The following is a 20,427-nucleotide window of genomic DNA, read 5'->3' on the forward strand; positions in this document are numbered from 1 at the left end:
ATTCCGACTGTTGCGAAGCACCCCTGGTCGAGTGAGCGGCCTTTTAGTCTTTTGCTTCAGCCTCACGATCGCAGTAAGCTTTGGCTGCTGCGAGTGCCGATGATTGCTCTGGATCTGGCGCACCTTTTGGATACGCGGAAGCACCAAAAGGTTGATAGGAGAGATCGTCAAATGTGCCGGGCAACTCGACACCATCGACACTGACAGTGAAGTGAGAAGCAGTCACTGAACCGGGCATGGACTGCTGAAATTCATCTATTTCAATCAAGCGGCCTTTGTAGATTTCTTCGTAAAGTTTGTCCCTACTACCTGTCATGAGAGTTTAGTGCTCCGCTTATAAAGTGTTCTGTCTCTCTAACCTTATACCAATTTAAATAGTTTCAATGACAGATAGTGCATTGAGGATAAAGGGGTAGCCCGTGAGAGAAGCAATCACTTGAGGGGTTAACTGGGATAAGAGTTGATCTACTCTGGATTGCAGTTGGTCAAGCGTTTTGAACGAAACCCACTTGAGATCCGCCTTGAGATATTCCCATAGCCTCTCAATTGGATTTAACTCCGGACAGTAAGGCGGTTGGAACACCAGGATAATGTTCTGTGGCACAATCAACGCTTTGCCTTTGTGGAACCGTCCGTTATCCACTTGCAGGATATTGAGACTATCGGGGTAAGCCTTGGAGAACTCATCCAAGAAGCATTGGTAGCACTCGGTATCGACATGGGAGAACTGCCAGAAAAAGGATTCTCCGGTGGCAGGTTCCACAGCGCCATAGAGCCAGAATGCTTTGAACACCCGTTGCCATGAGCCAATGGGTTTCACTCCAAAGGCTGTAATCAAACGCCCGATAATGGTATGCAGCCCAAAGCGGCTCTCATCCCCAGCAAAATAGCGAATAGGTCGTTTATCCTGGCGCACTTGCCGAGCGTATTGGCTCAACAAATCGAGGTCGTCTGCAAGGTTTGCTTAAATGCCTCTCGTTGTGCTCGGTTCTGCTTGAGGTGTTGGGGACGAGCCACTTTTAGCTTGGCTTTGAGCCGATAACGGGTCATCTGGTAGACCGCATGATACTGGGCTTCTATTCCTAAACTCTCCAAGAGCCACTGCTGCACCTCCCCATAGCTGTCAAACCCATTGTCCGGTTCCTGCAATCGCTTTGCTAAGGCAACTTCTGCCCACATTGGAATCATCCGGTTGCCTCCTCCTGGCGTTGGCTTGACCACCAGCAATGCCTCTAATCCTTGTGCTCGATACAGCGCTAACCACTTTTGCACCGTGCCTCGATGCCTGCCAATTGCAACCGCGATCTGGCTGATGCTCGGTGCTTGCGCTCGTTTGAGCCAGTACAACACTTGCAATCGTTCTTTAACTATCGGCTGTTCAACCGTTCGCAAGCGGGTGCCTAACTCCTCGAGACTTTCTTTAATTACGATTGCGCTGACACCAGCCATGATTAGACTCTCACCTCTACATTCCTCAGTTTATCTGATCTGTAACTACTCCAATTTAATTTGGTATTAGAACAGCGTGACCATGAGTCCAGTCTGATTTGACCCTCGCTGCGTTATACGGAATTGAGTAGGGGAGTATCATTTAGCAAGATGAAAAAGGTACTCTGTCCATGCCTCGACCCCGCACTCAAATTAGCCCTCATCTAGACTACGCAGATCTAACTCAGCGGTATGTTCAGTGCCAAGATGCTGGCGAGAAAAACCGTTGGTTGGTGATTCGATTGCTCAGTCATCCAAAGACTCCGATGAGCATCGAACAAACCGCTGAGATTTGTGGACTCAGTTGTAGTGGAGTGCGGAAAATTGCCCGTCGCTACAACGCCGAGGGTGCGGTCGGACTAGTCAATCGGCAACGCTTGAACCCTGGGGGCAATCGGTTGGCTTTAAGTGATGAACAGCAACGGCTATTGCGGCAACGCTTACAGAGTGCCCCGGATGATGGCGGACTCTGGAGTGGACCGAAAGTTGGGGAGTATATCGAAACCTACTTTGGCATTTGCTTACACCCCTCAACAGCCTGGAAGTATCTACGACGTTTGGGGTTGAGCTTGCAGGTGCCGCGTCCGGTGCATCATCAAAGCGCAACCCTTGAGCAGCAAGCAGAGTTCAAAGCAGGATTAGCAGGTCATGTGGCGTGGTTGCGCTCGTTGTTTCCCAATCGGGAGATTGTAATTTGGGCGGAAGACGAAGCTCGATTAGGCTTGCAACCCATTGTCAGGCGGGTTTGGGCACCCATAGGAGAACGCCCATCAGCGCATCATTCTCGCCGCTATCAATGGGTCTACACCTATGGTTTTGTCCATCCTGCCACTGGAGCGAGCTACTTCCTTTTATTGCCCCGTGCCAATGTCTCCATGATGCAGATGGCGTTAGAGCTATTTGCGGCTCAGGTCAATCCCCATCGTCAGCAGTTGATCATTCTATTGGTTGATCAGGCCGCGTGGCATATGAGCCAAAAACTTCAGGTGCCCCCGGCATTTTCTTCTACCCGCTATTGCCCTATACCCTCCAACTGCAACCCACTGAATGTGTCTGGTCTTTGCTGCGCGAAGCAATCGCTAATCAAGTGTTTGACAATCTTGATGCTTTAGAGGATGTCTTAGTCAAGCGGTGCCAATGGTTGATGCAGCATCCTGTGATAGTTCAAGGCAAAGTGGGCTTTGATTGGATTCAAGCAATTTAATCTGGTCAAAAAGTACTGCCTTCCGCAATTCCGTATTAGAACGGCTTAGCCAGGTTCGAGACCGAGCCGCCGCCATCTCTACCGAACAGGAACTCAAGAAACTAGACGCTGAGAAAGTCGCTGCTGAAGCTAAAACCGCTGATATGCGCCTGATGAAGGGCTGTAGCACCTTCCTGGTATCTGCCAGCAATGCCACCAAATTTGGCAACGTTTACCCCGGTGGAAAAGTGGTTAATCCTGCGACTGGGTTAAGCCTCGCACCCGGTTCCGTGGTCTGTGATAACCAGGGCGGCACCGCCGTGATGGCAGATATAGGCGGCAGCGGTATTGCCATGACCGACATTGCCATTACTCAAGACTTCCAGCTCGTGCGAAAAGCGATGGACCTGCACGGCATCAACCCGCAAGCAGGCGATGGGCGCATCGGAGGGGCGAATGCCCGACTTCAACACTAATTATTCAGCCTAACTATGTGGGGACTTTTTCGCAGATCAAACTGAAACCCCTGCCCTATAAGGGGTCTGAATTTAGTAGAAAATCTTACTATTTTTTAACAATTATGTGTCAAATCCAGAAAGGCTTTAGTAAAGCCTAAAAAAGCATTTAAATATAACTCTGGCTTTTGTGACAGTGCCTAAAAGGTTGATTCTTGCGTTGAATTTGTGTCAGAACTAGGAGGCAGTAAGATGGTTAAATCTGGTCGCGGCGGTGCTAGAGCGGGTGGCGGGCGTCCTTCACCCTGGAACCATGAGCCGACTCGAACGGTGCGCATTCCAGAAGTTTTTGCGGCAACCGTTTTAGAGATTGTGAAAAAGCTCGACAACGGTTGCGGAGATATTGTGGTGGTTAATCCTACATCCTTAAAAGTTAACCAGCAGGTGAAGAAGAACCAGGTAACTTCACCGCCACCCCGCAAATATGTCCACTCTGGGCATAAGGTTTTACGAGTGAAGGAGCTAGTGCAATTTCTCGAAGCTTATCTAGAGGGGGACTGACCTTGAGCATCGAGCAAAACTTAACGAGCAAAGTTAGGGCCGAGCGAGTAATGTTTTTTTTGCATAACCAACGGCGTGCTCATACCAATTTAAACAGTATTCAAGGCAGATAGGGCATCCAGGATAAAGGAATAACCTGTGAGAGAAGCAATTACTTGTGGTGTTAACTCAGCCAGGAGTTGATCGATTTTGACTTGTAGTTGGTCGAGCGTTTTGAACGCAGCCCACTTCAAACTTGCCTTGAGATGTTCCCACAACCTCTCAATAGGATTTAGCTCAGGGCAGTAAGGCGGTTGGAATAACAAGATGATGTTCTCTGGCACCACCAACGCTTTACCCTTGTGAAACCGCCCGTTATCCACTTGCAAGACGTTCAGACTATCCGGATAAGCGTTGGAAAATTCATTCAAGAATCGTTGATAACACTCGGTATCAACATGAGAAAATTGCAGAAAAAAGGACTCTCCCGTGGCAGGTTCAACCGCCCCGTAGAGCCAGAACGCTTTGAACAACCACTGCCACTGCCCAATCGGTTTGATGCCACACGCCGTGATCAATCGTCCCATCAGAGTATGCAGTCCAAAACGACTCTCATCCTGAGCAAAATAGCGAATGGGACGTTCATCCTGCCCCCGGTGGCGAGCATACTGACTCAGCAAGCTGAGGTCGCCCTTGAGGTTTGCTTAAAAGCAGATCGCTGTTCACTATCCTGCTGGCAATTTTGAGGACGAGCAACCTTTAGCTTGGCTTTGAGCCGATAGCGGGTCATTTGGTAGACCGCGTGATACTCCGCTTCTACTCCCAAGGTTTCTGCCAACCACTGTTGTACTGCTCCATAACTTTGAAAGCCGTGTCTCTGTCGTAACCGCTTTGCCAAAGCATCCTCTGCCCATTGGGGTATCACTCGCACTCCCCCCGGCGATTTCTTGATTTCTAGCATCGCCCCCACTCCTCCAGTGCGATACATCAATAGCCAGCTTTGCACCGTGTTTCGATGTTTCCCGACCGCTTTGGCAATCGCACTAATGCTCGGCGCATTCTCTTGTTTCAACCAGTAGAGCACTTGCAATCGTTCTTTAGCGCTTGGCGTTTCGGCTTGCCGCAACTGTTGAGCTAAGTCATCCAAACTTTCTTTCACGTCTATTGACGTTACACCTGCCATGACTAGACTCTCCAAACAACTCCGCTCAGTCTAGTCCATTTGCCGCTTACTCAATTTAAATTGGTATCAGTTTTCCTGCAGCTGTAACTTAAAGCATAAGAGGAACCGGTCAGCTGACAGTAAAACACTGCCTGACTGCTCAAACAACGCCTGGATGAATTGCTCCAGTCGCTCCGTTCACCCCACTGGTACAAGCCCTTCTTGTGCTGACTGCCACCTTTGAGGTGGTTAGTCCAAACGCCGTCCAAAGTCTGAAGGCGTGAAGGCGATCAAAACTCAAAACTTAGACCTGAAAGTACTTTCAACCGTTCTTAAGGCCACTGGGTTCATTGCACCCCCCAGCAGAAGGGCAAGCAGGAGCATCGGTGTTTCTGCCGTTGTAACAGTTTGGGAGTCATTCAAAGGGGTAGGGTGATCGACAGATTGGCTGATCTGATGAATGTATCAAATGTCAACTACATTAGGCTCTTCCGAGCTTTTGGTGATCAATAATGACACAGCGAACTATGCTTGCTTAGCTTTGCACAAATTTTTTGCAGATTAATTGGGATATGGTTAGTCGCCCGTCTGGCTTAGTCTAACCATACGCAATTCACTATAACTTTTAGAGTTTTCACCCCTCTCAAACTCTGATAACCCTTATTAGCAAATCAGTAGCGCAGAATTATTCTCTGCCGATTCCGAAATTTTTCGGATGAAAATCTGCTTTGAAAGGTGCTAGCAAATGATGGTTCAGCCTCTTTCACAACACTGTAGCGAAGCTAGGTCATCTGCTGTGCTGCCCACTGATTGAGATCTTGACGGTTAATGGCGGTGGTAGTGCACTAAAGGATTGTGGGGTAGGTAACGACATCCTGCCAGGTCCAAGGCTGCTCAGCCAGTTTTGCTCGTTGAGCCGCAGTTGTTTTGAATCGACTATGCCGCCAAATCCAATTGAAATAGCTGACTACTAAGCGTGTTGTCACTTTCGTTTGCTCCCACCGTTTGCCGAACTTGTTTTGCCTGCGGTGCCATCGAGCAGTTTGTTGTCGGACGATGCCGTTGGTTCGCTCTAAGCGCTGCGTTTTGTCTTTGCCAACATAGTGCAGAATTTCAGGCGGAAGGACTCGTTCATAGCCTCCCCAGTCATCACTGTTCCACTGTTTGCAAGCCGTTTTTCCCTGTGTACTAATTACCAATTCCTCAATAAGTTCGTCTGTATGCTTGCCCACTCGTGCCGCTAAAATCAGTCCACTGGAGTCCGCTAAACTCAGACCTATCCAGCAGTCTCCCACTTCTAATTCATTGGAAAGACATTGCTTCTGTTTTTTTGCACGAAAGACCACATCTCATCCGCACTCACCTCTGCGGTTGCCACTTGCTTGACCTGGTCGTTATGAATTAGCTGAGCCTTGGCACTCGATGCCCGAACAATACTGACCACGGTGTTGTATGCCAAGCCTGTAATTCGGCTAATCCCTCGTAAGCTGCTGCCCTCACTATGAGCTTGTAGCACCTGCTGAACTTGTTCCGGACTCACTCGTCGCCAGTAGTACAGCGTGTCAAAGCTCTCACAGAAGGTTTGCTGGCAGTGAGGGCAGAAATAGCGTTGGTGTCCATTGGGCAGCTTGCCATGCTTATGACACTTAGGATGACCACAAAGTCGGCATTCCATAGCTTCTTGAGGGGAAAGAATTGATCCTACTTTACCAAGCCCACAATCCTTTAACGCACAATCATGGCGGTTGCCATCAGATCGGGGAAGCGATCGGGCGTACAGGCAAACGCAGGAATACCCAGAGATGCCATGAATTGAGTGTTGCTATGGTCATAGCAGGGCGCACCATCATCATTGAGTGCCAGCAGGGTGATGAATTGAATTCCTGAAGCAACGAGGTTACTGACGCGCTTTCGCATTTCATCCTGGTTACCCCCCTCGTACAGGTCACTAATCAACACGAGGATCGTATCCTGTGGTTGACGAATGAGTCCTTGACAGTAAGCGAGTGCCTGATTGATGTCAGTGCCGCCGCCTAGCTGAGTGCCAAATAAAACCTCAACGGGATCTTGCAGCAAGTCAGTCAGGTCAACCACTGCCGTATCGAACACAACCATATGGGTTTGCACTGCCGGAAGGGACGCTAAGACAGCACTAAAAATTCCGGCATAAACAACAGAGGTTGCCATTGAACCACTCTGATCCACACAAAGAATGATGTTTCGCAGGGCAGAACGTTTGCGTCCAAAGCCGATCCGAGTTTCGGGAATGATGGTGCGGTAAGCAGGCTGATAGTGTTTCAGGTTGGCGCGAATTGTACGATGCCAATCAATTTCATGATGACGGGGACGACGGTTGCGCATGGAACGATTAAGGCTACCCAAAATTGCCTGCCGAGTCGGATTTTCAAGTTTGCGGATCAGATCTTCAACGACTCGTCTGACCACAATTCGAGCAGTTTCTTTTGTCTTACCGGGCATGACTCCACTCAGAGACAGCAGGTTAGAAACGAGATGTACATCAGGTTCTACTGCCTCCAGCAGTTCTGGTTCCAATAACATTTGGCGCAGGTTCAGCCGATTCAAGGCATCTTGCTGCATCACTTTTACAACAGAAGTGGGGAAGTAGGTGCGAATATCACCCAACCAACGCGCCACTTTGGGAGAAGAAGCCCCCAGTCCACCTTGACGATCGCCATCGTAAAGCGCACTCAACGTCTGATCGATCGCTTGGTCTGCTCCTGCCAAACTAAAGCTGTCACCTCCTATGCCATTGCCGTTCGTTGAACCGCAAATGCCATCCGCTGCGCCACCACCGAGGATGAGCCGCCAGCGTCTCAATCGTTCTGTTGAAGGAGAGTCTGTCATGGTGCAATACCAAGTAATTGGGCAACGAGTGGGAGAACGGTATCGGCGCGATCGCTATCAAACGAACCTGCTTTGACGAATACAGGGGTATGACTATTTCCCTGCCGAACTCGCTCTCCCATCTGACGACGTTCAGGGGCAGCGAAGGTAGAAAAGGTGCGACGCAACAGCGGCAAAATTGTAGTAAACGTCTCACTTGATAGCTGAGTCACCCAGTCGTCTAAAACTTGCCAAAGCGTTGAGTTATGGAGCAGCAACAACCCACTGCCTGCCAAAAAGCCTTCAATCCAGGTGGCAGCTTGAGCCGGTTCGCTGGCAGTTGAGAGTGCTAATCCCAGTCGTCGTGCCGTAGCTTCTGGCTGCAAAACTCCGGCTTCAAAGAGTAGGCGACAGCAGCGCCCCGCGACCAGTCCATGTAACTCCTGCTGGTCTACCAGTTGAAGAAGAACCTGTTGCCACATTTCCAATGCATCTGGTTGTTGAAGGATCGCGATCGCTCCATTCATGTCGTTCACCTGCTGATGCATTTGGGTTGCCGCATCATCGTCCAGAGAAGCCGCAGCAAGCGGTAGACCAATGCAAACGCGAGTGATCAGCCCACTAACGATATGCTCAACCGTTGTCGTTTCAAACTGGCGTACTGTACCGTAGCGCATCACATTGACTAGAGGCGGCAAAGCATTCATCAGATGTGCCATATCGCTTGCCAGAGCCGCTTCTGATTCAAGACAGCGCATCAGGTGGACGATCGCCTGGGGGAGGTTTGCCAGCAGGGTTTGATCAATCAGCTTCGTGAGGTCAGGTAGGTTGGCTTGATTGGCGCGATCACATGTCCAGGTCGTGGCAGCCGTTTCAATCGTATTGCCCCAGATGCCTGCTTCAATCAAGTGAATGGCAAACTCTGGTTGCCACTGGAGCTGCCAGGATTCGCGGAAGGTGCCTTTCGTGTTACCTGTGGACTGTTGCCGTCCCCAAGGAATCTGCAATAGGTTGAGCCGATGTAACAGGTGTGATCGCTCTAAATCTAGAGGCTTACGAAGATCCAGATCCAGCGTTGTTTCGGTTGCTGCTGGTTTAAGCCGCAGTCGCTTCTGCTGTCGCTGCAAATCCTGCTGTAGAGGAATCATGGGGGTTTCGGCAGGCACCTTACCCAATCGTTCACCCACAATGAGCTGCTGCTGAATCAACTGCATGGGCAGTGCATCACCAAAACAAAGAACCGTCTGGGTTGCTTCGTTCAATTCAGGAAGACCCGGAAGGGGGCGATTGCGCAATGCTGCTAATGTTTCCGCTAATCGAACCGCTTCAATGACGCTGGCGGAAGAGGCATCTAGGTCTTGTTTTCGTAACAGTCGAGCAACCTTCGTCATCCAGCGAATTGAGGTGTGGAAGGGAGTGAGGATTGAGAGTTGGGGGTTGGGGGTTGGGTTAGCTGGTGAATCTGTTTCCCATCCCCTATCCCCTATCCCCCGTCCCCTATTCCCCATTTCCCACAAATGCTGATACCAACCAGGAGATGCAATTCCTGCTCCGTAGCCACTGCTAATCGTCAATCGTCCATATGTCCAGGGAACCCAGGTCGCTTCAACCTTAAGTTTTGGGAGTCCCTTTAGCAGGGCAACATCTTCTGTGGCGCATGGCATCGTCGCCAAAGCAGGCGCGTGCCATGCGCCACAGACAACGGCAATTCGTTGAAAACCTTGCTTTTCTGCGTCGCGGATGGTCTTCCGCATGTAGGCTTCTCGATACGGTTCCAGTGGGGATTGGGAGGTGGGGGCTTGGGAGTGAGGATCAGTTTCTATGTGCGATCGCAGCACACTCATCGCTTCTAGAATGGCAGCAAACAACTCCGTGCTATCCTGCCGTTGTTCGACCAGATGTTCCCACCAACGTTCGCCATCGCTGTATCCTGCTGCTTGGGCAAGAAGGCTCAAGGGATCATCATAGGGATTAGGAATTGGGGGTTGGGGGAGTACTTTTGATGATTCTGTTTCGGCTTGCTCTCCATCCTCCGACGGCTGTTCTTGATTCGCGAATTCCTGTTCCTTATCTTCCATTCCCATTGCAAGTCGATGAGTTTGGGGTAAATCCATGAACCGGACAGGAATCTGCTGAGTCAGCCCATAGTGAATGGCTTGCCACTCTGGAGAAAACACTGCAAAAGGGTAATAAGCTGCCTGCTGAGGGTTTTCGGGTGCATAAACCAGCAATGCGACAGGTGGACGCATCTGAGGATCAATCAACAGCGGTAAAACTGTCTCTGCATCAGGCGGTCCTTCCACCAGCACAATATCTGGCTGAAGTTGCGTCAACGCCTGACAAAGACTGCGAGCAGAGCCAGGTCCATGATGACGAATTCCAAAAATGTGAATTGACATAAGGTGTGCCCCTAGAGCATCGCACGGCTAGCGCGATACAAATCTTTCCAACCGTCCCGCTCCTTGACAACGGTTTCCAGATACTCCTTCCAGACCACCTGATCCTGAACAGGGTCTTTCACAACCGCTCCAACTAAACCAGACATCAAATCACTAGCCGTTAGAGAGCCATCACCAAAGTGAGCTGAGAGGGACATACCACTGCTCACGACTGAAATCGCTTCTGCTGGGCTGAGTGTTCCCGTTGGAGATTTGAGTTTTGTTTTGCCATCAATGGTGACTCCACTTCGCAATTCTCGAAAGATCGTCACCACCCGCTGAATTTCCTCCAAAGCCGGCACCTCAGCAGGCAGTTCTAAGGCTCGTCCCAGGCTTGTCACTCGTTGTTGAACAATGCTGACTTCTTCTTCGATCGTATTGGGAACAGGTAGAATCACCGTATTAAACCGACGTTTGAGAGCACTAGAGAGTTCGTTGACACCGCGATCGCGATTATTCGCTGTGGCAATCACGTTAAACCCTTTGGTCGCCTGCACTTCTGTGTTCAGTTCGGGAATCGGCAATATCTTTTCAGATAAAACAGTAATCAATGTATCTTGCACATCCGAAGGAATACGAGTGAGTTCTTCTACACGAGCGATTTTTCCATCTGCCATTGCCCGCATCATGGGGCTGGCAACTAACGCCTCCATTGAAGGACCGTCTGCCAGCAATCGAGCATAGTTCCAGCCGTAACGAATGGCTTCTTCACTCGTGCCAGCCGTTCCCTGAATCAGCCTGGTGGAATCACCGGAAACTGCTGCCGCCAAGTGTTCAGATACCCAGGACTTGGCTGTTCCTGGAACGCCATACAGCAGCAAGGCGCGATCGGTCGCAAGAGTCGCGATCGCCACTTCCATCAAACGACGATTGCCAATGTATTTGGGAATTACTTCAAAACCGTTGTCCAGTTTGCTTCCCAGTAAGTAGATTGATACTGCCCAGGGGGAAAGCTTCCAATTTGGCGGGCGTTGGCGTGTATCAGCTTTTGCAAGTTCTTCGAGTTCGTGAGCAAATTGCTGTTCAGCGTGTTCGCGGAGGAGAGAGGGAGTGGGAGATGGGGGTTGGGAGTCGGGGGTTGGGGGTTGGGAATTGGAATGTTGAGGTTTAGATTTTGTGGTTGCCATAGTTCATGCTCTGGTGTTGATAAAGTTAATGCAGAAAAATTATCCAAACTTGCTAGCTATTCCCCATCCCCCATCCCCTATCCTCCATCCCCCAGTCCAAATGCCTGTACCATCTCCTTGCGAAATGCTAGTAACGCTATCAGATCATTCATGCTGTTTATCCAATGAGAATCATTAGCTAGGCTTTCACGTAACCGCACGACTTCTGAAGTGAGGCTAACTGGAATAAAACGAGCAAATTCTTGGAGAGCAGATCTAAGTTCCCAATCAGAATTTGAAGAAGTTTTGGTGTGATCCAAATGTTCTTCTAAACCATCCAAAACGAGACGAGCTAAGTCAAAGCTCCATAGTTTGGCACTGGAACGAAGCAACCAAATCGTTAATGAATCATTGATTTTTCTGTGAAAAACCTGGAACAGATCAATTAAGAGAGCATCACGTCGATCAGGTGCAAGCGTCTTAAATAGATCCTCGACACTGATTTCAATTAGTGCAGCATCGCTAATTGATACTTGGTCGGTGAAGTAAAGTTTGAAAATAGCTTCCAGCCACACCTTGTTGGTTTGACGTTTTGCTGCCAGAGCAAATCCGTTTAGCAAAACCATTTGCCAATCATGAGATTGGATCAGCTTGACGATTTCCTCTGGGCATAGTTGCCATCGCTCTGTCCAGTTGTTGAGGGGTGTAGCCCCAATCATCTGTAACAACCACCAAGCTTTCTCACCCACTTTGGCATTAACAGCAGCGGTTAGTTTTGGCTCAATTCCCAGCTGTATCAAAGTGTTATCTAACTGCTCAGGTAGCTGTACCTGCAAAGATAAATCTTTGTTTTGTTCAAGTATGAGGCAACGGCAAACGTGTTCTGTTACCTGTTGGCACAGGCGTGAATCGGGCAGACTCGCGAGTAAATCTACTGCAACTCGCCGGACTTCCTTACTACGATCGCCCAATCCATCTTCTAGAAATGGCTCATCTGTCAGGCTGAGTCCAATGCGGAAGGCTTCCAGGAATTTGGCTCGATCGCTTGCTGTTTCTTGCTTCCAGGTTGATTGCAGCAATTCTCTAGCGTGCTCAGGATTGTGCGATCGCAGACCTTGCAAATAGAGCAAGCGTGCTGATGGCTTTCCTGTTTCCCAGTCTGCTTCTGTGGTTAGAGCCACTGCATAGTTCCAATCCGAATTCTGTGCGGCTAGCCAACGTCCCCGTTGTCCTAAAACAGGTAGAACAGACGCTCGCAATTCTCGTTGCTGTCGTCCTTTGTCTAGCAGCGATGGGAGCAGCATCTCAGGCACACGCTGTCCAGCGATCGCAGCGTTCTCTAACCACTCACTCAACAGATGCTGAAACTGCCCCTCAAGAATTTGCTGCAAATAACGCGCCGCACGAGGACTGCACCGGGGAAGATCTTCTGCTGAACAGGATTCTCCTTGAGCCATCGATCGCACTTCGGGAAGCCATCCAACGTGCTGATGTAGAGACACAACCCCAACCGCAGAGAGGAGTGCCGCTTCGTTGGGGCGATCGCTTGATTGAGACAGGTAGTGTCCTAAATTGCCTGAGATGTTTGGTAGCTGAAACGGTTGCCGTTCTGTGCCGAGCAAAGCAGCAGAGGCGATCGTCCGCCAGGGAGAATCAGTTGCCAAAGCCATAGTAAGAATCCTTTACCCAAACGCTCAATACATTTAAAAACGTGCCATCCCACTCGCCAAACACCGAAAGGGGATAGCCTCCACTCAGGGCTAGGAGTTGCCATCCTTGAGTTGCTTCCATGCGACGTGAGAGGGGCAACACTACACCCTGTTGATCTTGCAGCAGCCAGCCTTTCTCCTCCTGCCGTGGCATCACAGCTTGCAGCAGTAGAGGGAACCGTTCTAGCCAGGGGCAACTCGCTAATGCCTTGCTATAGGTAGCGATCGCCTCTGTAATCGACTCAGTACCGGGTGGGGTTTTTGGGAGGGCAACCGCTTCCTGACGAGTTTTGATCAGGGCACGCAAAGGATAAGCACTGGGATAAAACACCAACTCCGCTTCCAGACACGTTCCTGGTAAAAGGCTCTGCTCAAACGGTTGTTGCCCGTGGGCAAAATCCAGCAAGAGGGCAAAGGTGTGAGTGGCAATGCCATAGAGCCAGGTTCGCTGTGCCCGTAACCGTTCCTCTTCCTCGGTGCGTTGCCCAACCACTAGCCAAAGGTCTGCGTCAGCCTGCCCAGTCAAGACTGCCTCTTGATTCAGTGACCAGCCAAGTTGAGTCCGCAGGTCAGCTTGCACGGCGGTTGGCAAGGTTTCAATGCGCTCGAAGCCTTCGATGAGCAGATATAGCCGCCCCAATCGCTCCAGCACTCGATCGCTCCAATCTGCACCCGTGTGGCTGATGCCAGCCAGTTCTCGTAACTGTCGTGCCAGACCAGGAGCCTGAGCATCGACCATGCGAGCGGCGATCGTATCCCACATCTGATAGGATTCCTGCGGTAGTGTTGCCAATCCCTGCCGCACCCGATCTTCTAGCCATAGGCGCAATTCCTGGATGCCTGCACTCACCTTACGCTGCCGTTCCGCTACCCGCTTGGCTTGTGCGATCGGATCGGCTGCCTGTTCCTGTCGTTTCGCCTGCTTCTCTGCTTGTTTCTCCGATCGCTGTGACCGACTGGCTAACCAGTCTGCCACCCAAACAGGGGGATCGGTCTCAACCATCTCCCCCGGTTGCTCTGCTAGTAACAAGAACAGCCCCAACCCATGCTTGCAGGGAAATTTACGGCTGGGGCAGCTACAACGAAACGCAGGTTCGCTCAGATCAATCTGTGCCTGATAGGGATTTTTGCCACTTCCCTGACACTCTCCCCAAATCACGGACTGCTGCCGACCTAAAGAACCCCATTTCTGACGAGTTGCCAACCCACGCCCATTTTTTGCAGAAGCGGCATCGGGTGCCAGCGCTAAGATCTGATCTGCTGTCCATTGGGCAGGCATAGAAACTCCCCGTTAAACTTATGCAATGTCCCAACGCCTTCGTAACGTTTTTGGCTGAGGTGTGTCATCCGTATTCTTACGAAGCGCTTGGTTCAAATGTACTATATATGATTGCAAGAGTAAATTGCTGGAATTTTTGCGTTACAGCATGGCTAAGCTTCCGCATACTACGGCTTGTTGAATGTCGCTTTTGGTTTTGAAGGAGAACGACCTCGAAATTGTGGGTAGTTTTCTGGGTAGCTCGGTGCTTTGTTTGCTGTCAAGCAGGGGAAAGAATTGAGCGATCGCGACCCCCACCATTACCGCAGACACCACGAGCGATCGCGGCTCCTGAAACAAAATCAGCGGATTGACCAGCATCCCCGCCGAAATCAGGAAGAACGGCACAAACAGAGTATTGCTAATAAACTGAATCCGATTCATGAGCGGTCTGAGTTGCGGAATCAGTTGTGTAATCGCAATGCCTGTCAAAAACGCGCCAATGATCGGTTCAATCTCAATCAGTTTGGCGAAGTAGGACACCACGCTTGCTTTTACACAAGTTTAGAAGCAGGTCGGCTGCTATGATTCTTTTTTAGCTGCTTCAGTTGATGTAGCCCTGTCAGCAGTCAATCAACAGATTAGTGATCAACGGAGTTATCACCAGGTTACTCAAGGCTATCGAACTAGGTAAGCATCGCGCCACTTATAATTGGCATCGACGCTAGAGTGCTTATTCAGTCTACGTTTCAGGCGATTATGATAAACTTCCGCACGCTTCGCGGCTCGATTCCGTTAAACAGCACCCTTCGGACGCTGTATTCTCCGGACGCAGCAAGCTGCGGGGAAGTGACCCGAAGGAATTAAAGAATTTTTTGCCCCATCGCGTCAAATGCCTCAACTCTGGCTGCTGCCGCTTTACTCTTTGGGTAATCTTCTGCAAACAACGACCAAACCATCGAGTCTCGTTTGCATCCCTCATGATCTTCTTCGCGCTGCCGCAGGGTTGCTTCATGAGTAAAGCCCACTTTGCGTGGAACCGCTGCGCTTGCGAGGTTAGTTGGATCGCAGTGAATTTCTACTCGCGTCACCTGGTTCACCTCAAAGGCAACTTTAGTCAAAGCCGCTGCCGCCTCGGTTGCTAACCCGTGATTGATGTGATGGGCATCAACCCAGTACCCAATCTCTAGCGCATCGTCGTAGCTGTCAGTATGCAGCCCGATCGCTCCCAGCACTTGCGTTTCGTCAAGATTAAAGATGCCATAGTTAAAGTTCTGTCCTAAGTCGAACTCGCCACGAGATTGCCTGAGCCAGGCCACTCGCTGCTGCAAATCTTTGGGTTCCTCCCGCGCCCACGGTAGCCAGACTTTAAGATGCTCTAAACTTTGGGCGATCGCGGTTGATAACAACGGTGCATCTGCTGGATTCCAACAGCGGATAACCAGTCGTCCAGTATGAATTCGATAGGCTGGACTGAGATGTTCTACTGGCATAGTAGTTGGAACTCCTGCTGCTGAACCTGGTAAGGGTCTCTACAGCACCCCCCGTTCCCAATCCAGACGCTGATGCAAATTACTTCAGCAGCCTACTACAGCCTGATTGGACTACAACGGGACTTAAGTAGTACAGAAAATCTCATGCTACAAGCGTAATCCTGGCCTGTTTACCCACCTACGATGTCGATTCTGTGGATGACTAATTGCTCGTTTCGCAACTATTCAAGCTCTACAAGCCTATTAGTAAAATGATGAGTTGCCTGACCGATTAGCAATTTTGGTAAGTATTGATACTTCTCCAGCAGATATGACCCTTTTTTACACGAATCGTTGCCATACGCCTAAGTTGAATGAATGTAGTTTTTAGTGGTGTCATTTGGTATGTTTCTAGCCAAGGATTCAATGACAATCTGATCCTTGTACATTTGATGGGATACAAACCAAAGATGCCTGAATATCATGCTCTCATCCTATCAATTCAATCAAATGATCACCCACTCGCAGTGCATTCGCAATAATTGTCAGCGTAGGATTCACAGCGGCACTTGAGCGGAAGAAACTCCCATCCACCACATAGAGATTATCCACGTCATGGGTGCGGCAGTTGAGATTTAGCACTGAGGTGGTGGGATCTTCGCCAAAACGGCAGGTTCCGCACTGGTGGGCAACTCCTTGCAACGATAGCTTTTTGCGGAAATAGAAGGACGCAGGAATAATTCGCTCACCGCAGTTAATGCTTTTGAGGACTCCGATCCATCGATTTAAAAGGCGATTGTAAGCTTCAGTATTGTTTTCAGTGTAACTCAATTGAATTGAATCACCGTGCAACGTGACGCGATTATTTGGCTCCGGTAGGTCTTCCGCCGTCAGCCACCAATCGACTGAGTGAGATGCGATCGCCTCAAAAGCATGCTGTTCTCGAAACGACAGACCCAGCACTGAAGGAGATTTCTGGGCAATCATGTCGGCATTGATTTTGCCTAGCAATTGCACATGACCCATCGGATAATCAAAATCCTCATCCCCCCAGTAAAAATCATTGACTGCTAATGTTTTCTGAAAAGTCGTCAAATTCGATTTTCTGGTGACTCCAATAATGGCTCCGTTCTGGTGCTTCATTAAGTTCCTACCAACCTGATCGGAACTATTTGCCAGCCCATTGGAATGTTGGTCATTAGCTGATTTCAATAGCAGAGCAGCAGAATTAATGGCACCACAGGCAACCACGACAATATCACTTGAAAACAAATGACTTTCGCCATTCATTTCGACTTCTACGGTTGTGACTTCTCGCCCTGAAGGGCTGGTGTGTAATCGCGTGACCTTTGCTTCCGTCAGCAGCGTGACATTGTGATATTGCTCGGCTGGACGGATACAGTTGACATCCGCATCCGCTTTTGCATCTACCAAACAGGGAAAACCATCACAGGTATTGCAGCGAATGCAGGCACTCAAACGGCGATTCACTTCATTTAACTTAATTGCTAACGGCAGATAAAAGGGATGGTAGCCCTGATGCTGCAATGACTCGTGAATCTCCTGAATGCGTGGTTCATGCCTGATAGCGGGATGGGGATAAGCCTCGCTTGCAGAAGGCTCTGTTGGGTCTATCCCGCGCTGACCATGCACTTCGTAAAGCTGTTCTGCCTGGGTGTAATAAGGCTCAAAGTCTTTGTACTTAAGTTGCCATTCGGGAGAGATGCCACCCTTGTGGATCACCTGATCAAAATCCTGTTCTCGCCAACGGAATAGGGCACCGCCGTAGACTTTGGTGTTGCCACCCACAAAGTAACCCACTCCGGGATGAATTGCCTGTCCTTTGTTGTCATACCAGATTTCTGAGGTATGGTAACGGTCTTTCTGTACAACTTGCACGGTGTCCCAGTTCTCTTTCTCTCTGGGCAAGAATGGTCCTCGCTCCAGGATCAAAATCTTTTTGCCCGTGGGCGCGAGACGATAGGCAAGAGTGCCACCGCCTGCGCCAGTACCGACGATAATCAGGTCGTAATGGGATGTAGTCATAGGGGTGATGGGGGTGATCGTTTATCTGTCACTGTTGGCAGTGAATAGGGTAGATGCTTTGATTGCACGCACCCGGCGGCTGTTGAAATTCAAAAACTAATCCTGCCTGTCCGCCTGACTGTGAAAAATCACTAAGTGTCTCCACTCAAACTGATCTAAATGAGAGTTTCCTGAAAAGCGTCTAAAAGTTTTTGCGTTGAAATATCAGTTTTTTAGACTGATTTCCTTAGGCGCTTATCATTTGACGATCGCCACTTCCAGTCACAATAAATGGTGCATCTGAAAACACAAACATCCTAATGTCATACTGAGGAAGTTTCTGATGAAATTAAAGCGTTGGGTAACGTTCGGTCTGGTTTCTCTAATGCTAGTCGGTTGTGCCGGAGAAGCTGCTAAACAACGGATCACTGAAAATCCCACTCCTGTAGCCACCACTCCTCCTGCACAATCGGCTCAATCAGAGTCAATTGCCCAATCAACGAATACTGCAAATCCAACAACTGTTAGATTTGGAAGCTTTGCCCCCGGAGAACATCCTACTCAAGGAGTGGCTCGCATTATCACTCAAGCTGGTAAAGCATTTTTAGAACTTAATGAGGGATTTAAAACCTCCGATATGGGACCAGATCTGGTTGTGATTTTGCATCGTTCCAGTGATGTACTCGGTTCCACTAAACCACCTGCATATCCATTGAAGGAAGGCGATTATACGCTTCTGGCACCCTTGCAAAAATTTAGTGGTGCTCAACGGTACGCTATTCCTACGAATGTCAACTTAGCAGAATACGAATCTGCTGTTATCTGGTGCCGCAAGTTCAACGCAACTTTTGGGGCTGCCAAATTGGCTAGTCAATAGTTATTGGTCAGTAGTTAGTAGTCATTGGTTCTTATAAAACGCAAACGACAAACAACTAACGATAAGTGACAAATAACATCTATAGCAGTGCTAAATGATTGGTGAACATTGAGGAATGATTGTTAGTAGTCATTGGTCATTGGTCATTAGTTACCGCCCAATGAGTAAGGTTTCACAATCAAATAGGATCGCTATATAAGGAGAACATCCATGACACTCGAAGGTAAAGTTGCTCTGGTTACAGGCGGTAGTCAAGGGATTGGACAGGGAATTGTCCTCCGGCTTGCACAGGCGGGAGCTGATGTTGTGATCAACTATCGCTCCCACCCGGAAGGCGCTGAGGAAACTCTGGAGAAGGTGAAGGCGATCGGTGGCAAGTGCTATATGGCAGAGTGCCCTCACTCCCGTGGTCACACAATTCAAGCCGACTTGGGTAGTGTGGGTATAGTACGGGAACTGATCACAGAAAGCATTGGACATTTTGGCAAGCTCGATATTTTAGTCAACAACGCTGGCATCGAAAAACATGCTCCCTTTTGGGAAGTCACTGAGGCAGATTACGATGCGGTACTGAATGTCAATTTGAAGGGTGTATTTTTTGCCACACAGGCGTTTGTGAAACATCTGCTGGAAACTAAACGACCCGGCAAAATCATCAACATCAGTTCTGTCCATGAGGATTTGCCTTTCCCAAATTTCACGGCATACTGCGTCAGCAAGGGTGGAATGAAAATGCTTACCCGAAATCTGGCAGTGGAATTGGGCGCGCTGGGCATCACGATTAACAACGTGGCTCCAGGGGCAATTGAAACTCCAATTAATACCAAGCTGCTAAATGACCCAGAAAAGTTAGGTGCATTGCTCAAAAACATTCCACTGGGTCGTTTAGGACAACCACAAGACGTTGCTTCTCTCGTTGCCTTCTTGGCTTCATCTGATGCGGACTACATCACAGGCAGCACGTTCTTTGTAGATGGTGGGTTGCTTTGGAATTATCAGGAGCAGTAATGAACGTTCTACGCCGCCATTATCCGGAATATTTGATGGAAGCTGCGGGTCTGGGACTTTTCATGATTTCTGCCAGTATCGTCACAGCAGTCCTGGAGCATCCAGCCTCGCTGATTCACCAGGCAATTCCTGACCCACTCCTACGCCGTTTTATCATTGGGGTGGCGATGGGATTGACGGCGATCGCCATTATCTATTCCCCTTGGGGCAAACAGTCTGGAGCACACATCAATCCTGTTGTCACCCTCACCTTCTTCCGACTCGGCAAGATTAAACGCATGGATGCCCTCTTCTACATCGTGGCACAATTTGTCGGTGCCTTATTGGGCGTGCTATTGGCAGCGAAGATTCTGGGAGATGCGATCGCTCATCCCACCGTCGGTTATATCGTCACCATTCCTGGAGCCAGTGGAGTAGGGATTGCATTTCTAGCAGAACTCATCATTTCCTTTGGTGTCATGATGATGATTCTAGTGGTTTCAAATACACCCAAACTGGCGCGCTTTACTGGGATATTTGCAGGGATGTTAATTGCCATCTATATCACCTTAGAAGCTCCCCTATCAGGCATGAGCATGAATCCTGCCCGCACATTAGCCTCGGCAATTCCCGCTCACAACTGGACAGCCATCTGGGTTTATTTCACTGCACCGTTGTTGGGGATGTGGTCAGCCTCTGAGGTCTATGTTCGTTTGAGGGGAAGGAAAGCGGTGCGCTGTGCCAAACTCCACCATCACAACAATAAACGCTGTATCTTCCGCTGCGGCTATCGAGAGCAAGCTATGGGTAATGGATCGCAGATGTTGAGCGACAAATTGGTGTAGAGGTTAGTCATTTGTTGCCTGGTCTTCTATTTTCCAAT

General features: G+C 49.5%; 18 protein-coding genes and 2 pseudogenes. 6 read left to right on the forward strand and 14 right to left on the reverse strand.

The features are described from left to right. Positions 1-43: 43 nt before the first annotated feature. Genes JOY44_RS28755 through JOY44_RS28765 form a run of 3 tightly spaced genes read right to left on the reverse strand, consistent with a single transcriptional unit; the run spans position 44 to position 1,449 of the window. Positions 44-316, reverse strand: a complete 273-nt coding sequence (locus JOY44_RS28755; RefSeq protein WP_171576848.1) for a hypothetical protein — start codon at positions 314-316, stop codon at positions 44-46. Between the two features lie 54 nt (positions 317-370). Beyond that, the gene (locus tag JOY44_RS28760; RefSeq protein WP_171571904.1) at positions 371-937 is read right to left on the reverse strand and encodes an IS630 family transposase; all 567 of its coding nucleotides are present in this window, start codon (positions 935-937) and stop codon (positions 371-373) included. Beyond that, positions 934-1,449 (reverse strand): helix-turn-helix domain-containing protein, encoded by a 516-nt coding sequence (locus JOY44_RS28765; RefSeq protein ID WP_171573477.1) that lies wholly within the window; start codon positions 1,447-1,449, stop codon positions 934-936. The genes JOY44_RS28760 and JOY44_RS28765 overlap by 4 nt, the downstream gene beginning before the upstream one ends. Before the next feature lie 170 nt (positions 1,450-1,619). On the opposite strand from JOY44_RS28765, the pseudogene JOY44_RS28770 reads away from it, so the two are divergent. The 3 genes and pseudogenes from JOY44_RS28770 to JOY44_RS28780 all read left to right on the forward strand — a co-directional run bounded on the left by JOY44_RS28770 (position 1,620) and on the right by JOY44_RS28780 (position 3,687). Further along, positions 1,620-2,692: pseudogene (locus JOY44_RS28770) on the forward strand (IS630 family transposase). Further along, a complete protein-coding gene (locus JOY44_RS28775; protein ID WP_171576849.1) occupies positions 2,674-3,147 on the forward strand; it encodes a hypothetical protein in 474 nt (157 codons plus the stop codon). The pseudogene JOY44_RS28770 and the gene JOY44_RS28775 overlap by 19 nt, the downstream one beginning before the upstream one ends. 231 nt (positions 3,148-3,378) lie before the next feature. Then, a complete protein-coding gene (locus JOY44_RS28780; protein ID WP_171576850.1) occupies positions 3,379-3,687 on the forward strand; it encodes a hypothetical protein in 309 nt (102 codons plus the stop codon). Positions 3,688-3,776: 89 nt separating this feature from the next. On the opposite strand, the gene JOY44_RS28785 is transcribed toward JOY44_RS28780, so the two are convergent. From JOY44_RS28785 to JOY44_RS28835, 11 genes and pseudogenes are all read right to left on the reverse strand, one after another. Then, complete coding sequence (locus tag JOY44_RS28785; protein WP_171572047.1) at positions 3,777-4,346, reverse strand: IS630 family transposase; 570 nt, start codon at positions 4,344-4,346, stop codon at positions 3,777-3,779. Continuing rightward, a complete protein-coding gene (locus tag JOY44_RS28790; RefSeq protein ID WP_171573305.1) occupies positions 4,340-4,849 on the reverse strand; it encodes a helix-turn-helix domain-containing protein in 510 nt (169 codons plus the stop codon). The genes JOY44_RS28785 and JOY44_RS28790 overlap by 7 nt, the downstream gene beginning before the upstream one ends. 824 nt (positions 4,850-5,673) lie before the next feature. Continuing rightward, positions 5,674-6,503 (reverse strand): IS1 family transposase gene (locus JOY44_RS28795; RefSeq protein WP_171572121.1). Its coding sequence is split into 2 segments (ribosomal slippage): positions 5,674-6,159 and positions 6,162-6,503, totalling 828 coding nucleotides; the frame shifts between segments, so codons are not numbered across the junction. 50 nt (positions 6,504-6,553) lie between these two features. After that, positions 6,554-7,693 (reverse strand): VWA domain-containing protein, encoded by a 1,140-nt coding sequence (locus JOY44_RS28800; protein WP_171576851.1) that lies wholly within the window; start codon positions 7,691-7,693, stop codon positions 6,554-6,556. After that, complete coding sequence (locus JOY44_RS28805) at positions 7,690-10,071, reverse strand: DUF5682 family protein (protein WP_171576852.1); 2,382 nt, start codon at positions 10,069-10,071, stop codon at positions 7,690-7,692. Before JOY44_RS28805 ends, JOY44_RS28800 begins: the two co-directional genes overlap by 4 nt. 11 nt (positions 10,072-10,082) lie before the next feature. Continuing rightward, positions 10,083-11,237, reverse strand: coding sequence for an ATP-binding protein (locus JOY44_RS28810; RefSeq protein ID WP_171576853.1), 1,155 nt, complete (start codon positions 11,235-11,237; stop codon positions 10,083-10,085). Positions 11,238-11,314: 77 nt separating this feature from the next. After that, complete coding sequence (locus JOY44_RS28815) at positions 11,315-12,886, reverse strand: DUF5691 domain-containing protein (RefSeq protein ID WP_171576854.1); 1,572 nt, start codon at positions 12,884-12,886, stop codon at positions 11,315-11,317. Then, positions 12,870-14,204 carry an SWIM zinc finger family protein gene (locus tag JOY44_RS28820; RefSeq protein ID WP_171576855.1) on the reverse strand — a complete coding sequence of 445 codons (1,335 nt, stop codon included), beginning with the start codon at positions 14,202-14,204 and terminating at the stop codon, positions 12,870-12,872. The genes JOY44_RS28815 and JOY44_RS28820 overlap by 17 nt, the downstream gene beginning before the upstream one ends. Before the next feature lie 267 nt (positions 14,205-14,471). Beyond that, positions 14,472-14,729, reverse strand: a pseudogene (locus tag JOY44_RS28825) (cation:proton antiporter); the annotation flags it as partial. A gap of 317 nt (positions 14,730-15,046) precedes the next feature. Further along, the gene (locus tag JOY44_RS28830; RefSeq protein ID WP_171576856.1) at positions 15,047-15,676 is read right to left on the reverse strand and encodes a GNAT family N-acetyltransferase; all 630 of its coding nucleotides are present in this window, start codon (positions 15,674-15,676) and stop codon (positions 15,047-15,049) included. A gap of 468 nt (positions 15,677-16,144) precedes the next feature. Continuing rightward, a complete protein-coding gene (locus JOY44_RS28835) occupies positions 16,145-17,701 on the reverse strand; it encodes a GMC oxidoreductase (protein ID WP_171576857.1) in 1,557 nt (518 codons plus the stop codon). Positions 17,702-18,023: 322 nt separating this feature from the next. On the opposite strand from JOY44_RS28835, the gene JOY44_RS28840 reads away from it, so the two are divergent. The 3 genes from JOY44_RS28840 to JOY44_RS28850 all read left to right on the forward strand — a co-directional run bounded on the left by JOY44_RS28840 (position 18,024) and on the right by JOY44_RS28850 (position 20,389). Continuing rightward, positions 18,024-18,557, forward strand: coding sequence for a DM13 domain-containing protein (locus tag JOY44_RS28840; protein WP_171576858.1), 534 nt, complete (start codon positions 18,024-18,026; stop codon positions 18,555-18,557). Between the two features lie 210 nt (positions 18,558-18,767). After that, positions 18,768-19,565 (forward strand): glucose 1-dehydrogenase, encoded by a 798-nt coding sequence (locus JOY44_RS28845; protein ID WP_171576859.1) that lies wholly within the window; start codon positions 18,768-18,770, stop codon positions 19,563-19,565. Then, positions 19,565-20,389: an MIP/aquaporin family protein gene (locus JOY44_RS28850; protein ID WP_171576860.1), complete on the forward strand. Its 825-nt coding sequence runs from the start codon at positions 19,565-19,567 to the stop codon at positions 20,387-20,389. The genes JOY44_RS28845 and JOY44_RS28850 overlap by 1 nt, the downstream gene beginning before the upstream one ends. Positions 20,390-20,427: the final 38 nt, after the last annotated feature.

The organism is Leptolyngbya sp. Cla-17, assembly GCF_016807185.1.
Classification (GTDB): Bacteria; Cyanobacteriota; Cyanobacteriia; order Leptolyngbyales; family Leptolyngbyaceae; genus ULC077BIN1.

What these genes read in the sequence shown, in the direction of transcription:
- JOY44_RS28755 (WP_171576848.1), bottom strand. Translation starts at nt 316, where the DNA reads ATGACAGGTAGTAGGGACAAACTTTACGAAGAAATCTACAAAGGCCGC.
- JOY44_RS28765 (WP_171573477.1), bottom strand. Translation starts at nt 1,449, where the DNA reads ATGGCTGGTGTCAGCGCAATCGTAATTAAAGAAAGTCTCGAGGAGTTA.
- JOY44_RS28780 (WP_171576850.1), top strand. Translation starts at nt 3,379, where the DNA reads ATGGTTAAATCTGGTCGCGGCGGTGCTAGAGCGGGTGGCGGGCGTCCT.
- JOY44_RS28790 (WP_171573305.1), bottom strand. Translation starts at nt 4,849, where the DNA reads ATGGCAGGTGTAACGTCAATAGACGTGAAAGAAAGTTTGGATGACTTA.
- JOY44_RS28800 (WP_171576851.1), bottom strand. Translation starts at nt 7,693, where the DNA reads ATGACAGACTCTCCTTCAACAGAACGATTGAGACGCTGGCGGCTCATC.
- JOY44_RS28805 (WP_171576852.1), bottom strand. Translation starts at nt 10,071, where the DNA reads ATGTCAATTCACATTTTTGGAATTCGTCATCATGGACCTGGCTCTGCT.
- JOY44_RS28810 (WP_171576853.1), bottom strand. Translation starts at nt 11,237, where the DNA reads ATGGCAACCACAAAATCTAAACCTCAACATTCCAATTCCCAACCCCCA.
- JOY44_RS28815 (WP_171576854.1), bottom strand. Translation starts at nt 12,886, where the DNA reads ATGGCTTTGGCAACTGATTCTCCCTGGCGGACGATCGCCTCTGCTGCT.
- JOY44_RS28820 (WP_171576855.1), bottom strand. Translation starts at nt 14,204, where the DNA reads ATGCCTGCCCAATGGACAGCAGATCAGATCTTAGCGCTGGCACCCGAT.
- JOY44_RS28830 (WP_171576856.1), bottom strand. Translation starts at nt 15,676, where the DNA reads ATGCCAGTAGAACATCTCAGTCCAGCCTATCGAATTCATACTGGACGA.
- JOY44_RS28835 (WP_171576857.1), bottom strand. Translation starts at nt 17,701, where the DNA reads ATGACTACATCCCATTACGACCTGATTATCGTCGGTACTGGCGCAGGC.
- JOY44_RS28840 (WP_171576858.1), top strand. Translation starts at nt 18,024, where the DNA reads ATGAAATTAAAGCGTTGGGTAACGTTCGGTCTGGTTTCTCTAATGCTA.
- JOY44_RS28845 (WP_171576859.1), top strand. Translation starts at nt 18,768, where the DNA reads ATGACACTCGAAGGTAAAGTTGCTCTGGTTACAGGCGGTAGTCAAGGG.
- JOY44_RS28850 (WP_171576860.1), top strand. Translation starts at nt 19,565, where the DNA reads ATGAACGTTCTACGCCGCCATTATCCGGAATATTTGATGGAAGCTGCG.